The 14160-nt window shown below is 75.5% G+C and carries 15 protein-coding genes; 5 read left to right on the top strand and 10 right to left on the bottom strand.

Annotated elements, in window-relative coordinates:
• Positions 1–38 precede the first annotated feature (38 nt).
• Both ACFU9E_RS14995 and ACFU9E_RS14990 read right to left on the bottom strand, forming a co-directional pair.
• A complete protein-coding gene (locus ACFU9E_RS14995; protein ID WP_380686398.1) occupies positions 39–794 on the bottom strand; it encodes an aminoacyl-tRNA hydrolase in 756 nt (251 codons plus the stop codon).
• Between the two features lie 31 nt (positions 795–825).
• A complete protein-coding gene (locus tag ACFU9E_RS14990; protein WP_380686400.1) occupies positions 826–1755 on the bottom strand; it encodes a hypothetical protein in 930 nt (309 codons plus the stop codon).
• 147 nt (positions 1756–1902) lie between these two features.
• Here ACFU9E_RS14990 and ACFU9E_RS14985 point away from each other — a divergent pair, with 147 nt between their 5' ends.
• Together ACFU9E_RS14985 and ACFU9E_RS14980 are read left to right on the top strand one after the other, a co-directional pair.
• Positions 1903–2277, top strand: a complete 375-nt coding sequence (locus tag ACFU9E_RS14985; RefSeq protein WP_355362963.1) for a YbjQ family protein — start codon at positions 1903–1905, stop codon at positions 2275–2277.
• A gap of 87 nt (positions 2278–2364) precedes the next feature.
• Positions 2365–3522: a flavin-containing monooxygenase gene (locus ACFU9E_RS14980; protein WP_380689934.1), complete on the top strand. Its 1158-nt coding sequence runs from the start codon at positions 2365–2367 to the stop codon at positions 3520–3522.
• Positions 3523–3591: 69 nt separating this feature from the next.
• Here ACFU9E_RS14980 and ACFU9E_RS14975 read toward each other — a convergent pair whose 3' ends face one another.
• A complete protein-coding gene (locus tag ACFU9E_RS14975; protein WP_380689930.1) occupies positions 3592–3966 on the bottom strand; it encodes a winged helix-turn-helix transcriptional regulator in 375 nt (124 codons plus the stop codon).
• A gap of 76 nt (positions 3967–4042) precedes the next feature.
• Here ACFU9E_RS14975 and ACFU9E_RS14970 point away from each other — a divergent pair, with 76 nt between their 5' ends.
• On the top strand, positions 4043–4969 hold the full coding sequence (locus tag ACFU9E_RS14970) for an NAD(P)H-binding protein (RefSeq protein WP_380689932.1): 927 nt from the start codon (positions 4043–4045) through the stop codon (positions 4967–4969).
• 40 nt (positions 4970–5009) lie between these two features.
• Here ACFU9E_RS14970 and paaE read toward each other — a convergent pair whose 3' ends face one another.
• From paaE to paaA, 5 genes are read right to left on the bottom strand one after another with little or no spacing between them, the layout of a single operon-like run.
• A complete protein-coding gene (gene paaE, locus ACFU9E_RS14965; RefSeq protein ID WP_380687425.1) occupies positions 5010–6188 on the bottom strand; it encodes a 1,2-phenylacetyl-CoA epoxidase subunit PaaE in 1179 nt (392 codons plus the stop codon).
• Positions 6189–6764, bottom strand: a complete 576-nt coding sequence (paaD, locus tag ACFU9E_RS14960) for a 1,2-phenylacetyl-CoA epoxidase subunit PaaD (protein ID WP_380687423.1) — start codon at positions 6762–6764, stop codon at positions 6189–6191.
• Positions 6765–6769: 5 nt separating this feature from the next.
• Complete coding sequence (gene paaC, locus ACFU9E_RS14955) at positions 6770–7651, bottom strand: 1,2-phenylacetyl-CoA epoxidase subunit PaaC (RefSeq protein WP_380687429.1); 882 nt, start codon at positions 7649–7651, stop codon at positions 6770–6772.
• 47 nt (positions 7652–7698) lie between these two features.
• Positions 7699–7992, bottom strand: coding sequence for a 1,2-phenylacetyl-CoA epoxidase subunit PaaB (paaB, locus tag ACFU9E_RS14950; RefSeq protein ID WP_380687420.1), 294 nt, complete (start codon positions 7990–7992; stop codon positions 7699–7701).
• On the bottom strand, positions 7989–9038 hold the full coding sequence (gene paaA / locus ACFU9E_RS14945) for a 1,2-phenylacetyl-CoA epoxidase subunit PaaA (protein WP_380687417.1): 1050 nt from the start codon (positions 9036–9038) through the stop codon (positions 7989–7991). The genes paaB and paaA overlap by 4 nt, the downstream gene beginning before the upstream one ends.
• Positions 9039–9289: 251 nt before the next feature.
• Between paaA and ACFU9E_RS14940 the strand changes: the two genes are divergently transcribed.
• Positions 9290–10222 (top strand): aminoglycoside phosphotransferase family protein, encoded by a 933-nt coding sequence (locus tag ACFU9E_RS14940; RefSeq protein ID WP_380687415.1) that lies wholly within the window; start codon positions 9290–9292, stop codon positions 10220–10222.
• Positions 10223–10266: 44 nt separating this feature from the next.
• On the opposite strand, the gene def is transcribed toward ACFU9E_RS14940, so the two are convergent.
• Positions 10267–10917, bottom strand: coding sequence for a peptide deformylase (gene def / locus ACFU9E_RS14935; RefSeq protein ID WP_380687427.1), 651 nt, complete (start codon positions 10915–10917; stop codon positions 10267–10269).
• 309 nt (positions 10918–11226) lie between these two features.
• Between def and ACFU9E_RS14930 the strand changes: the two genes are divergently transcribed.
• Positions 11227–11823, top strand: a complete 597-nt coding sequence (locus ACFU9E_RS14930) for an ArsR family transcriptional regulator (RefSeq protein WP_380687413.1) — start codon at positions 11227–11229, stop codon at positions 11821–11823.
• A 119-nt stretch (positions 11824–11942) separates the two neighbouring features.
• Here the strand turns inward: ACFU9E_RS14930 and ACFU9E_RS14925 are convergent, their stop codons facing one another.
• Positions 11943–13385, bottom strand: coding sequence for a M20 family metallopeptidase (locus tag ACFU9E_RS14925; RefSeq protein WP_380687278.1), 1443 nt, complete (start codon positions 13383–13385; stop codon positions 11943–11945).
• Between the last annotated feature and the right edge of the window lie 775 nt (positions 13386–14160).

The following is a 14160-nucleotide window of genomic DNA, read 5'->3' as shown; positions in this document are numbered from 1 at the left end:
ACAGATAACAGATTTTGAAATCTGTCAGCCATCCCCCGTCAGTCGCGCAGTGCCGGGTGGTCGGCCACCACCGTGCAGCTGCCCGGGGCGATCTCCGTGAAGCCCGCGTCCTGGACCAGGGGCAGCCCGCTCGCGACCAGCTCCGCCCAGGCCTGCGGGGTGGCCGTGCGTACGGCGAGGGCGAAGCCGCTCTCGGCCCACTCCTTGCGCCGCGTCCCGTCCAGCCGCCACCAGGCGAGCTGTGCGGCGTGGCCGGTCTGCGCCATGGTCTTCCCCGCGCTCATCTCCAGCTCCGGGTTCAGCCAGAGCACCGGCACGCCCGGCGCCGGGGCGTCGACGGGGCCGCTCTCCTCCAGGTCGGTGCCCGACACCTGGAGCTTGGCGAGTTCCTTCGGCCAGCCGTCCAGCGGGACCGGCGGGAAGACCCGCACCTCCGCCTCCCGGCCGGCCACCGTGATCCCGGGCAGCTCCCCGGCCCGGCGCCACTCGCCGCCGCGCGCCCGCCGGACCACCTTGCGGATCCGCGCGTCCTCCCAGGCCGCGACCCGCTCCGCCCACTCGCCCTCGGCCTCCGCGACCCGCGGGTCGGCGAGCAGCGTCAGCACCGCGCGCGCCGAGGTCTCCAGCGCGTCGGTGCGCCCGGGCGGCGTCGCGCGCTCCAGCCGGACGACCAGCGGCAGCACGTACTGCGGCCGGGCGTCACGGTCCTCCGGAGCCGGGCCGGGGACATCGGAAGGAGCGGGGGCAGGGGCGGAGGCAGGGGCTGGGGCCGGGGCGTCGAACGGAGAAGTCACCCGACCAGCATGCCAGCCCCCGCGCCCGCGCTCAGCGGCGGTAGCCGCGCTGCGGGTCCCGCTCCTCCGCGTCCTCGTAGGTCAGGAACCAGCCCTCCGGGTGGGTCGCCGTCAGCAGCAGCTCGGCGCGCTGCTCCGCGGTCAGCTCCGGATCGCCGTCGTCCGGCCCGTAGACGCCGAACAGCTCGTCGTGGCAGCCGTCCCAGTCGTAGTCGTACAGGTCCGCCGGCAGGTCGCCCATCATGTCGGCGACCGACTCGGGCTGCGCGCCGAGCAGCGCCCGGGCGTCGACCAGCGCCATCCGCAGCGCGATCTCCTCCGCCAGGCAGCGCGGCAGCGGCCACTCGCCGAGCGCGAGGTCGTCGGCGAGGTCGTCGAAGGTGCGGGCCATCGCGCGGCGCCAGCTGCGGTGCAGCCGCCAGGTGCGCTGCGGCAGCCGCCCGAACACCGTCCAGTCGGCCTCCTCACCGTCGGCGACCGGCTCGTCCTCGTGCTCGTCGAGGTCGTCGTAGGCGGCGTCGGCCAGCCCGAGCAGCTGGGCGTGCAGCAGGCAGGCGGTGCGCGGGGTGAGCGTCCAGTCGCCGGCCGCGCCACCGTCCTCCTCCTCGCCCTCCAGCGGGAACAGCTCGGCGAAGTCGGGCGCGAAGTCCTCGGTGACGCTGATCTCCAGCGTGCCGCCGATCGCCTCGACCCCCGGGATCGCCGCCACCAGCCGGTCCGGGTGGAGCAGCGCGCCCAGCGCCGCGTTGGCGTCCTCCGCCACCTCGCGCAGCAGCTCACGGCGCTGCCCGGCCGGATCGATGCCCTCGAAGTCCAGTTCCTCCACGGCCGCGATGGCGGCGGCACGCAGCGCCGGCCAGTTCGTGATCCGCAGTCCCAGGACCACCGTCGCCTCGATCTCCTGCGCGTCGGAGTCCTCCGCCGCGCCCGGCCCCTGTGGATGATCGCTTCGCTCGCCCATGGGGCTACGGTACGGCCTTTCGGCTCTCCGATCACCGGTCTGTTCCGGCTACCCTACGCGTTCTCGCCGTCACCGCCCCGCGCGTCCCCGCGCACGCCCCGCGTGCCACTGTTCGACGACGTCCGAATTCCCGGCAGGATGGGGCCCATGGCAAACATCGACGAGTACGGCGGCGGGCAGCGCCCGGACGCCCAGGTGCTGGTAGTGACCACCAACGACATCCCGGGCTACCGGGTCGACCACGTGATCGGCGAGGTCTTCGGCCTGACCGTGCGCAGCCGGCACATCGGCAGCCAGATCGGCGCCTCGCTGAAGTCGCTGGTCGGCGGCGAGCTGCGCGGTCTGACGAAGACGCTGGTGGAGAGCCGCAACGAGGCGATGGAGCGGCTGGTCGAGCAGACCAAGGCGCGCGGGGGCAACGCGGTGCTGATGTTCCGCTTCGACGTCACCGAGGCGGCGGACGTCGGCACCGAGGTCTGCGCCTACGGCACGGCGGTGGTGATCTCCCCGGCCACCGTCTGACCCCGGCGGCCGGACCGCAGCGACCCGACCGCGGTGGGCGGGGCGCGTTCCCGGGAACACGCCCCGCCCACCGGATGTTTCACCGACGTGACTGTTTACGGTGCAACCACCTCCGGCGCGGCCTCGGACGAGGGCCGCAGGGTCGACGTGCTGGTGATCGGCGCGGGTCAGGCGGGCCTGTCCGCCGCCTACCACCTGCGCCGTCGCGGCTTCGCGCCGCACCGGGCGGACACCGACGGCGGCTTCGTCGTCCTCGACGCCGACCGCGCCCCGGGCGGCGCCTGGGCCCACCGCTCGCCCTCCCTGCGGATGGCCACCGTGCACGGCTTCCACGACCTGCCCGACTTCGAGCTCCCCGCACCCGACCCGGACGCCCCCGCGCGCGAGGTCGTCCCGGGGTACTTCGCGGCGTACGAGGCGAAGCACGCGCTCCCCGTCGTACGCCCGGTCAAGGTGCTGGCGGTGCGCTCCGCCTCCACCCGGCCGGACGCCCGGCTGCTGGTCGAGACCGACGCCGGCACCTGGTCCACCCGGGCGCTGATCAACGCCACCGGCACCTGGACCCGCCCCTTCCTCCCCCACTACCCGGGCCGCTTCGGCGGCCGGCAGCTGCACTACGCCGCCTACCGGGGCCCGGAGGAGTTCGCCGGCAAGCGGGTGCTGGTGGTCGGCGGCGGAGCCTCGGCGATCCAGGTGCTGTCGGAGGTCGCGGCGGTCGGCGAGACCGTCTGGGTCACCCGCACCCCGCCGGTCTACCACGAGGGGCCGTTCACCCCCGAGTACGGGCGCGCGGTGGTCGCCAAGGTCGAGGAGCGGGTCCGCCAGGGGCTGCCGGTGCGCAGCGTGGTGAGCGTGACCGGGCTCGGCCCGTCGGTCGCCTACCGCCGGGCCGAGGAGCTGGGCGCGCTGCACCGCCGCCCGATGTTCGACCGCCTCACCGAGCACGGGGTCGCCTGGGGCGACGAGGAGCTCGCCGTCGACGCGATCGTCTGGGCCACGGGGTTCCGTCCCGAGGTCGGTCACCTCGGCCCGCTCGGCCTGCGCTCGCCCGGCGGCGGGATCGCCGTCACCGGAACCCGCGCCACCGCCGACCCGCGCGTCCACCTGGTCGGCTTCGGGCCGTCCGCCAGCACCGTCGGCGCCAACCGGGCCGGGCGGGCGGCGGTCAACGACATCGTCGGGCTGCTCGGCGCCCCGGCCCCGGACCGGGCCGGGGCGACGGTGCCGGTGCCGGTCGGCGGCTGACGGAGCGACGGCCGGCGGGACGGCGGGACGGCGGCGGGACGGCGGCGGGACGGCGGTGCCCGCCGGCCCTCACCGTGCCCGCGCGGGGCCGTCGTGCGCGGCGGCCCAGGCGCCCAGCTCCCGCACCGCCGCGTGCAGCGACTCGCCGAGACCGGTCAGCGCGTACTCGACCCGGTACGGGGACTCGGCGCGAGCGGTGCGGCTGACGTACCCCTCGGCCTCCAGGGTGCGCAGCGCACGGGTCAGCATCCGCCGGCTCAGGTCGGCGACGGCGCGGTCCAACTCGTTGTATCCGCGCGGGTGTTCGGCGAGCAGGCAGATCAGCACGACGCTCCAGCGGTCCCCGATCCGGTGCAGGACCGCCGTCGCCGGGCATCGTGCGCGGTCCTGCGTGGTGACCGGTCGCACGGCGCCGACCGGAGAGCCGTCCGTGCCAGTGGACATGAGTGTTCCTTCTTTCGACGACCCGCCGACCCCGCCCATGATCGCTCCAAGACACCCGCACAGTCGAGGAGTTCACATGCTCGCAGTAACCGGAACGGCCGGGCGCTTCGGCCGGCTGGCGCTCGCCGCCGTACTCGACCTGACCGCCGGCCGGACCGGCACGGTCGCCCTGACCCGCGATCCCGCCCGGGCCGGAGCGGACCCGGCCCGGCCCGGCCTGTTCGTCCGGCAGGCCGACTTCGCCCGGCCCGCCACCCTGCCGCCGGCACTCGCCGGGGTCCGGCGGCTGCTCCTCGTCAGCACCGAGCGCTCACCCCGACGGTTCCAGCTGCACGAGGCGGCCGTCGAGGCGGCCGTCGCCGCCGGGGTGGAGCACCTCGTCTACACCTCGGTGGTCCGCGCCGGCGACCCGGCCAACCCCGTCCCCGAGGCCGCCGACCACCGGCGGACCGAACGGCTGCTCGCCGGATCCGGCCTGGCCCACACCGTCCTGCGGTTCAACGTCTGGCCGCAGATGCTGCTGCTCTCCGGCCTGGCCCGGCTCGCGGTCGCCCACGGGGAGCTGCCCAGCAGCGCCGCGCACGGCCGGGTCGGCTACATCACCCGCGAGGACACCGCCTGGGCCGCCGCCCGCGTCCTCACCGGAGCCGTCGACACCGGCGCCCTCGACACCGCCGCCGCGCCGGGCGCCACCGGGGCTGTGCTGAACGTGACCGGTCCGGGCCTGACCGACGCCGAGGTCGCCGCCGCGCTCGTCGAGGCCACCGGTCGGCCGGTGCGGCACCGCCCGGTGGCCGACGCGGACGTCCCCGGCGCGCTCACCGCGCTCGGCGTGCCCCCGGCCCTGGCCGCCGGCTGGGGTGAGAACGACCCGTTCCGGCGCCAGGGCTGGTTCGACGTCGCCGACGACGGCACCACGCGGCGGCTGCTCGGACGCGCCCCGGTCACGCTCGGCGCGTTCTTCGCCGCCCACCGCGCGGAGCTGACGGCGGCGACACCTTGACGGGTCGGCCGGCCCGGTGGCCGCCGGGCCGGCCGCCCGGTCAGCGGTCGTAGTCGACCGTCACCCTGTCCGTCACCGGCCGGGCCTGGCAGGTGAGGACGTAGCCGGCCGCCAGCTCCTTCTCCTCCAGGGCGAAGTTGCGCCGCATCTCCACCTCGCCCTCCGTCACCAGGGCGCGGCAGGTGCCGCAGACCCCGCCCTTGCAGGCGAACGGCAGGTCCGGGCGGGAGCGCTGCGCGCCGTCCAGGATCGACCGGTCGCACGGCAGCGACAGGGTGCTGCCCCGGCCGTCCAGGACGACGGTGACCTCGCTGTACCCGGCCGCGCCACCGTCCGGGGTGTCCTCCGCGCGCTCGGCGACGGGCTCGTCCTCGGCGTGGAACAGCTCCTGGTGCACCCGCTCCGCCGGGACGCCCAGCCCGGCCAGCAGCTCCTTCGCCCCGGCGACCATGCCGAACGGCCCGCAGAGCCACCAGTGGCCGACCGCCGCCGTGTCCACCAGCGCCGTCAGCAGCGCCCCGACCCGCTCCGGGTCCAGCCGGCCGCTGAGCAGTTCGGCGTCCCTGGTCTCCCGGGAGAGCACGTGGACCAGCTGGAAGCGGTCCAGGTAGCGGTCCTTGAGGTCGGCCAGCTCGTCGGCGAACATCACGGTGTCGCTGCGCCGGTTGCCGTAGAGCAGGGTCACCGTGGAGGTGCGGTCGGCGGCCAGCACGGAGGCCGCGATCGAGACCATCGGCGTGATGCCGGAGCCGGCCGCCAGCAGCACGTGGTCGGCGGGCTCGGCGAGGTCGGGGGTGAACAGGCCGGACGGCGTCAGCACCTCCACCTCCTCCCCCGGCCGGGCCTCGCGCACCAGCCAGCGGGAGAACAGCCCGCCCGGCACCTCGCGCACGGCGATCCGCAGCGGGCCGCCGGCGGGGGCGCAGATCGAGTACGAGCGGCGCTCGTCGACGCCGTCCACCACCCGGCGCAGCGTCAGCGTCTGGCCCGGGCGGAAGGCGTACGCGTCCGCGAGCCCCGGCGGCACGGTGAAGGTGACCGCGACGGCGTCCTCGCAGAGCCGTTCCTGGCCGGCGATCCGCAGCGCGTGGAAGCTCGGCCGACGGGCGGCGCGCACGGCGGACGGCGGGGTCGCCGGTTCCGCGGGCCGGGTCGACGGCGCCGGGGGCTGGGCGGCGGGCAGGTCCGCGGAGGGGGCGGCGGACGGGACGGCGGCCATTCAGATCTCCTTGACGCGTTCGAAGGGCTCGCGGCAGTCCCGGCAGCGCCACAGTGCCTTGCAGGCGGTGGAGCCGAAGCGGGACAGCTCCTCGGTGTCGGTGCCACCGCAGAGCGGGCAGGTGACGGGCGCGGGGACGCCCCCGGAGGCGGCCCCCGCGGCCCCCGCGAGCCGGGTCGGGCCGAGGCTCAGCGGTGTGCTCCCGCCACCGGTGCGCCCGCCGGCCGCAGCGCCGCCGGGCCGGGGCGGCGCGATGCCGGCCTCGGCCAGCCTGCGCCGGCCCTCGGGCGTGATCAGATCGGTCGACCAGGGCGGATCCAGCCGCAGCCGGACCCGGACGTCCGCGAACCCGGCCGCGCGCAGCCGCCGGTCGACGTCGGCGGCCATCTCGGCGACGGCGGGGCAGCCCGAGTACGTCGGGGTGAGCCACGCGGTCACCGTGTCGCCGTCCTCCACGACGTCGGCGAGCACGCCCAGGTCGGCCAGGGTCAGCATGGGCAGCTCCGGGTCCGGCACCGCCGCCGCGACCGCCCAGGCGGCCCCGCCCGCCCCGCTCGACGCGTGTGCCCCGGCCACGGCCGTCACCACGTCGCGCCCGGGTGCGCGCGGGCCAGCACCTGCAGCTCGGCCAGCAGCGGGCCCAGCGCCTCGGTGTGCACCCCGTCCCGCCCGGCCCGGCCGCCGACGCGCGCCAGCCCCGGCACGTCCGGCACCGTCAGCGCGGCCTGCCCGCACACCGTCGCCAGCGAGCGCAGCACCGGCTCGCGCAGCGTCGCCGGGTCCACCCCGACCCGCGTCTCCACCGGGTGCGCGGTGAACAGTTCCTCCAGCAGCGGCCACACGGCGTCCAGCCCGGCCTGCATCCGCGCGGCCGAGTACGGCGTGCCGTCGCCGAGCCGCAGCGTCCACGCCGTGGCGTACTCGCGGTGGTAGGCCAGCTCCTTCGCCCCGCGCGCCGCGACCGCCGCCAGCACCGGGTCGGCGTGCCCGGCCAGCGCCTCGTAGAGGGCGCCGCGGGCGGTGGCGAAGAGCAGCAGACGGGCGATCGAGTACGCGAAGTCCCCGTTCGGCGCCTCGACCAGGCGGACGTTGCGGAACTCGTGCTCCTCCCGCCAGTACGCCAGGTCGTCCTCGGTGCGCCCGGAGCCGTCCGCCTGCCCGGCCCGGGTGAGCAGCAGGCGGGCCTGACCGAGCAGGTCGAGGCCGAGGTTGGCGAGCGCGACCTCCTCCTCCAGCTCCGGCGCGCGGGTGCACCACTCGATCAGCCGCTGGGCGAGGACGAGCGCGTCGTCGCCCAGCATCAGGCAGTAGGCGGCGAGCTCGGCGCCGTCCAGGCCGGGCGGCACGGCGGTGTCCACCCCGAGCAGCGGGTCGGCGAAGCCCGTCCCGTACGCCCAGCGGCCCTCGCCCTCGGGCTCGGGGGATGCCTCGACGAGGCTCAGGTACACGTGGTCGTCGGTCACGTGGCCGCTGGTGGTGTGGTCGTCGGTCATGGTTCGGCTGCTCCCGGTCAGATGTGCGGGACATCCTCGGGGATGTCGTAGAAGGTCGGGTGGCGGTAGACCTTGTCGCCGCTGGGCGCGAAGAAGGGGTCGCGCTCGTCCGGGGTGGAGGCGGTGATCGCGTCGGAGCGCACCACCCAGAGGCTGACGCCCTCGTTGCGGCGGGTGTAGAGGTCGCGGGCGGCGAGCAGGGCCATCCGCTCGTCGGACGCGTGCAGCGAGCCGACGTGCACGTGGTTCAGGCCGCGCCGGGGGCGCACGAACACCTCGTAGAGCGGCCAGCCGGCCTTGGACTCGGTCACTTTCCGTTCTCCTCTTCCGCGTGCTGTGCCGCTGCCGTGTCCGGTTCCATGTCCGCCACGGTGTCCGCCGCCGTGTCCGCTGCGGTGTCCGCCACGGTGTCGGCGCGGCGCTTGGCCGCGTACGCCGTGGCCGCCTCGCGCACCCAGGCACCGTCCTCGTGCGCGGCCCTGCGGCGCTCCATCCGCTGGGCGTTGCACGGGCCCTCGCCGTGGATGACCCGGTTCAGCTCCGACCAGTCCGGCTCGCCGAAGTCCCAGCCGCCGCGCTCCTCGTTCCGGCGCAGCTCCGGGTCGGGGAGCGTGACGCCGAGGTGCTCGGCCTGCGGGACCGTCATGTCGACGAAGCGCTGCCGCAGCTCGTCGTTGGTGTGCCGCTTGATCCGCCAGGCCATCGAGCGGGCGGTGTTCGGCGAGGCGGCGTCCGAGGGGCCGAACATCATCAGGGACGGCCACCACCAGCGGTCCACCGCGTCCTGGACCATCGCGCGCTGGGCGTCGGTGCCGCGCATCAGCGTCATCAGCAGCTCGTAGCCCTGGCGCTGGTGGAACGACTCCTCCTTGCAGATCCGGACCATGGCGCGGGCGTACGGGCCGTAGCTGCAACGGCAGAGCGGGACCTGGTTGCAGATCGCGGCGCCGTCGACCAGCCAGCCGATCACACCGACGTCGGCGAAGGTGAGGGTCGGGTAGTTGAAGATCGACGAGTACTTCTGGCGGCCGGAGATCAGCTTCTCGGTGAGCTCGGCGCGGTCCACGCCGAGGGTCTCCGCGGCCGCGTACAGGTACAGGCCGTGGCCCGCCTCGTCCTGGGCCTTGGCGAGCAGGATCGCCTTGCGGCGCAGGGACGGGGCGCGGGTGAGCCAGTTGCCCTCGGGCTGCATGCCGATGATCTCGGAGTGCGCGTGCTGGGCGATCTGGCGGACGAGGGTGGCCCGGTAGGCGTCGGGCATCCAGTCGCGGGGCTCGATCCGCTGCTCCGCGGCGATGACGGCCTCGAACGCCTCCTCGGGCGAAGCCCCGGGCCGCTCGGCCACCTCTGCTGTCACCACGGTCCCCTTTCGCTGGCTGTCTCCCCGGCCGCTCCGGCCACCGCCGAAGGCTACCGACCAACCGTTCGGTCGGTTCCATTGTGCGGGGCAACGGGGCGGCTGACAAGGGAGCACCGCCGGTGACGGACGGCCCCGGAGCGTCCGCCCGGCGCGCCCGCGCGCCGACCACCCGGTTCGCACGGACCGCCCCGGGCCGCCCGGACGGAAAACCGGTGGCCCGCGCCCGGCCGGCGGACAAGACTTCCCCCATGGCACTGCACGCGGACGAGATCCCGGCCGGCGAGGACCTGGTCCGGTCCCTGCTCGACGCCCAGCGGCCGGAGTGGGCCGCCCTCCCCCTGACCCCGGCGGGCGCGGGCACGGACAACACCATGTACCGGCTCGGCGACGAGCTGCTCGTCCGACTTCCGCGCACCCCGGACACCGCCCGGTCGGTGCGCAAGGAGCAGCGGTGGCTGCCGCGCCTGGCCCCGCTGCTCGACCTCGCCGTCCCCGAGCCCGTGCACACCGGGGTGCCCGGCGAGGCCTTCCCGCTCGCCTGGTCGGTCTACCGCTGGATCGACGGCGCGGAGCCCGGACCGTCGAACGTCCGGGACTGGGCCGGCCTCGGCAGCGACCTGGCGGCGTTCGTGCGGGAGCTGCACGGCCTCGACCTGATGGGCGCGACCCGCGCGGACGAGCTCAGCTGGTACCGCGGCGGCTCGCTGCGGGACTGCGCGGAGTGGACCACCCGGTCCCTCGCGGACTGCCGCGCGCTCGCGGGTGCCGACGGGGGCGGCGAGCTCGACGTCGACACGTTGGAGCGGCTCTGGCGGGCCGCGCTCGCGCCGCCGGAGCCGTCCGCGCCGCACGTCTGGCTGCACGGCGACCTCAAGCCCACCAACCTCCTGGTCCGGGACGGCCGGCTGCACGCGGTCATCGACTTCGGCTGCCTCTCGGTCGGCCTCCCGGACGCCGAGCACTCGACCGTCTGGGACCTGCCGCCCGCGGCGCGTCGCGCCTACCGGGACGCGCTCGACCTCGACGAGGCGACCTGGACGCGCGCCCGTGCCTGGGCGATCGCGGTCGCGGCCAGCGGGATCTCGTACTACTGGCACACCTATCCGGCGTTCGTCGCCGAGTGCCTGGCCCGCCTGGAGGCGATCCTCGCCGACGCCGCCGGGCGCGGCGACGCCGCCTGACGACCGGGCAGCGCTGTCCGGCGCCCGGCCAGGCCGGAAGGGGTTCAGCGCAGGGCGGCCAGTTCCTCCGCGCGGGCCGCCCGCCGGGCGAACACCTCCGCCTTCTGCTCCTCCATGCGGCGCAGCGCGGTGCGTCGGCCCCGGGCGGTGAGGCGGTCGACGTAGAGGCTGCCGTTGAGGTGGTCCGTCTCGTGCTTTAGGCAACGCGCGAAGTAGCCGTGCCCCTCGACGACCAGCGGTCGTCCGTCGAGGTCCCGGCCGCGGACGACCGCCGTGTCCGGCCGGGCCAGCTCCAGGTGCGGGCCGGGGACGGAGAGGCAGCCCTCCGCGGCCTCGACGAGCCGGCGCGCGCCCGCCGGCAGCTCGTCGAGCACCGGGTTGAGGATGTGGCCGACGTGGCGGACGCCGTCCTCGTCGACGCAGTCCCAGACGAAGGCCCGGAGGTCGACGCCGATCTGGTTGGCCGCCAACCCGACACCCTCGGCAACCCACATGGCGGCGAACATGTCGTCGATCAGCCGGGCCGTCCCGGGTGAACCGAACTCGGCCTCCGTCACGTCCCGGCAGCGCCGGTGCAGGATGTCCTCGCCGACGACGGTGATCCGTCGCACCTCACCCCGCAACGTCTCCGGCGGAACCTCCGGGTAGGCGCTCACCGCCTCCCCCTGGACCCGCACCTGCTCCCGGACGGGCATCGCCCGCCGTGCTGTTGCGCCTCGTGCCACGGTTCTCTCCCCTCCGCGCGGCCCGCCCGCGCCGCCCGCGCCGTCCGCGCCGTCCGCGCCGACAACGCCGGCACCGCATCCGGTGCCGGCGGCTCTCACTCTGCCACACTTTGCAAAGTCTGAACTTTGCAAAGTGCGTGCGGTAAGGCGCAGCGAGGCGCAACGAGGCTGCGGGAACCCAGCGGAGGCGGGGTATTCCTCCAGTTCAGAGGCCATGCTGCACGGCGCGGACGCCCTCCGGGCTTGCCAAGTCACTTTGCAAAGTAGATTCTTTGCAAAGTGACCACCCACAACACCCCCGCCGAACCGGCGACCACCCCGACAGCGGTACCCGCGCGGCCACTGCCGCAGCACGCGGTGCGCGCCGCACTGCTCGACCTGATCGCCGAGTGGGGCACCATCACCTCGAACCAGGCCGCTCAGATGATCCGCCAGAGTTCGGGGACATGTTCCTTCCACCTGCGGCAACTGGCTCGGTACGGGCTGATCGAGGAGGCGCCCACCAGCGACGGCCGCTCACGGCCGTGGCGGCTGCGCTGGGAGGGATCGCTCATGCCACCCGGCTCGGCGGAGGAACCGGGAGGCCGCGCCGGACACGACCTGACCCCCGAACTGGCGAGCGACCTGGAGGACAGCAGCTACCGGCACTGGCTCGCCAACCGGTCCGCCGCACCCGCCGAATGGCAGCTGGAACAGACCTCCAGCGACGTCCTGCACCTCACCGCCGACGAACTCGCCGACCTCGGCGCCGCCGTCCGCGCCCTGCTCGCGCCCTACCGACAGCGCGGGCCGCGCCCCGGGACGCACCCGGTGGCGGCGGTCACCCGGCTCTTCCCGCTGCTCGCGGACCGCGAGGGGGAACCGGGCACGTCCTGACGCCCTGACGTCAGGGCGTCCCGACGGACGACGGACCACCGCCGCCTGCGGCTACCCGCCGACCGCCACCGGCCGTGAACCGGCCGGCGCCGGCACCGGGCGCTCATCCATCCGGGCGCTCACCCCTCCGAGCGGTCGCGCAGCCTCGGGAGCGGGACGGCCAGGAGCGCCGCCAGCAGGGCGATCCTCGGCGCCAGCTGATCGATCCGGATGTGCTCGTGCCGGGCGTGCGCGCCCCCGCCGACGGCGCCGAAGCCGTCGAGCGTGGGCAGCCCCCGCGAACCCGGCAGGTTGGTGTCCCCCGCGCCGCCCGCCGGACCGCCGTCCAACTGTTGTCCGAGTACCGCCGCGAGCGAACGGACGTGACGCAGCAGTGGGTTGGTGGAGCGCTCGGGCCAGGCCGGGCGGCTGGACAGCACCTCGGTCCGCACCCGTGCGCCGGGCCGCAGCGCGGTCAGCCGGGCGAGGTCGTCGAGCGTCCGGCGTTGCGCCTCGGTGGTGGAGAAGCGCAGGCCGAGTTCGGCCTCGGCCCGGCCGGCGACCACGTTGGCGCGGCTGCCGCCGCTGATCCGGCCCGCGTTGAGCTCGGTGCCGGGCAGGCTGACCAGTCCGCGGACGGCGACCAGCTGGTCGACGAGCTCGTCGACCGCCGACACCCCCTGCGCGGCGTCGTTGCCCGCGTGCGCCTCGCGCCCGGTGACGGTGAGCCGTACCCGGGTGGAGCCGCGGCGGGCGGTCTTGAGACGGCCGTCCGGGTGCGGGGGTTCGAGGCCCAGTACGGCGGCGGCTCCGCGCAGTTGGCGTTCGACGAGACGCCGGCCGTCCGGACTGCCGACCTCCTCGTCGGAGACCACGACCAGGCGGACGGTGCGGTGCGGGCGTTGGCCGAGGTCGGCGAGGAGCGCGAACGCGCCTTCGAGAATGGCGAGTCCGCCCTTCATGTCGACCACGCCGGGCCCGCTGAGGGTGCCGTCCTGTTCGGTGACCGGCCAGTCGGTGAGGGTGCCGGCGGGCCAGACGGTGTCGTGGTGGCCGACCACGAGCAGGTGCGGCAGGGTGTCGTCCCGGCCGTCCCACTGGAGGACCAGATGGTCGCCGGCCGGGCCGGGTTCACGCTGGACGGTGGCCCCGGTGGCACGGAAGCCGGCGGCCAACTCCTCCGCGAGGGCGTCCAGTCGGGGCACGTCGCCGCTGGGTGACTCGATCCTGGCCAGGTCCGCGCAGCGTCTCCGGACGGCTCCGGCGAGAGTGCGGGCGCGAGTGGTGAGGGCCTGGGGCAGACCGGGAAGCGCGGCGGTCGGGCCGGGTTGGCCCTCGCTGTCGGGGACGGCCGGAACGTGGGGGGCCGCCGCGGTGGGTGGTGCGGCGGCGGGTGAGGAGGTGGCCGTGGCGAGGGCGGTTCGGGCGGTACCGGTTCCGGTCGTGCCGGGCTTGGCCGCGCCGGGTGCGGCGACGGTGGTCCTGGCCGGTTCGGCCGTGGTGACGGCGGAGGCGGTGACGACGGAGGCGGAGGCAGAGGCGGCGGGGGTGGCGGTGGCGCCTCGGGCAGTGGTGCTTTGCACGGCGGTGCTCTGGGCAGTGGCGCCTTGGACGGTGGCGCCTTGGACGGTGGTGCCTTGGGTGGCGACGGCAACAGCGGTGGGAGCGACGGCGGTCGTGGGGGCCGCCGACGCGGTGGACGGGCGGACTGCTTGAGGACTCAACGCTCGCCTCCGCGGCCGCCGCCGGTATACAGCGGCCGGGCGGGGCGGCCGGACCGGGTCACCGGGCGGACGGGCCCGGTCACAATGGCGGGACAGCGGCAGGGGCCCTCCGGTCCAAGTGCGCTGGAACGGCTGGGCGGCGTGTGTGGCATGTGCGTCCTCCTCGCTCGATCCGGTGGCCCCGATCGTCCCGGGGCCTCCGTGGACGGCGGCTTCCCTTGCGGCGGGGCGCAGAACGGCGCATCACCGCAGGGAAGCCGAGATGTGAGCCTAGAAGAACCGTTCGGTTTCCTGCGAGGTGGCCCTGCTCCCAGCGTGCCGGAACCGGGATCCGCCCCGGCGCGCGGCCGCGGGAGACGGTCGGCGCACGGCGTACGAATCCAGCCCGGCGCGCGGGCGCGGTCGCCGGATCGCGCCCACCTCCACCATGGACCCGGGGCGGGGGTTCGGCAGCGCGGGACGCCAAGGCGCGCCTTTTCCAAGCCAGATGGGTGATGGCGGATCGGTGGCGAGTACCGCGTGGCGCTGACCGGAGATGGTCGGGACGGGACGAATCGCGCGGTGTCGCTCGCGGGCGCCGGCAGGACGAGCCGTCGGTCGGACGGGCGGGGCGCGGACGCAAGGGCGGAAGAGC

The organism is Kitasatospora sp. NPDC057595 (genome assembly GCF_042800875.1).
GTDB lineage: Bacteria > Actinomycetota > Actinomycetes > Streptomycetales > Streptomycetaceae > Kitasatospora.
This window is presented reverse-complemented; position numbering and strand designations above follow the sequence as displayed.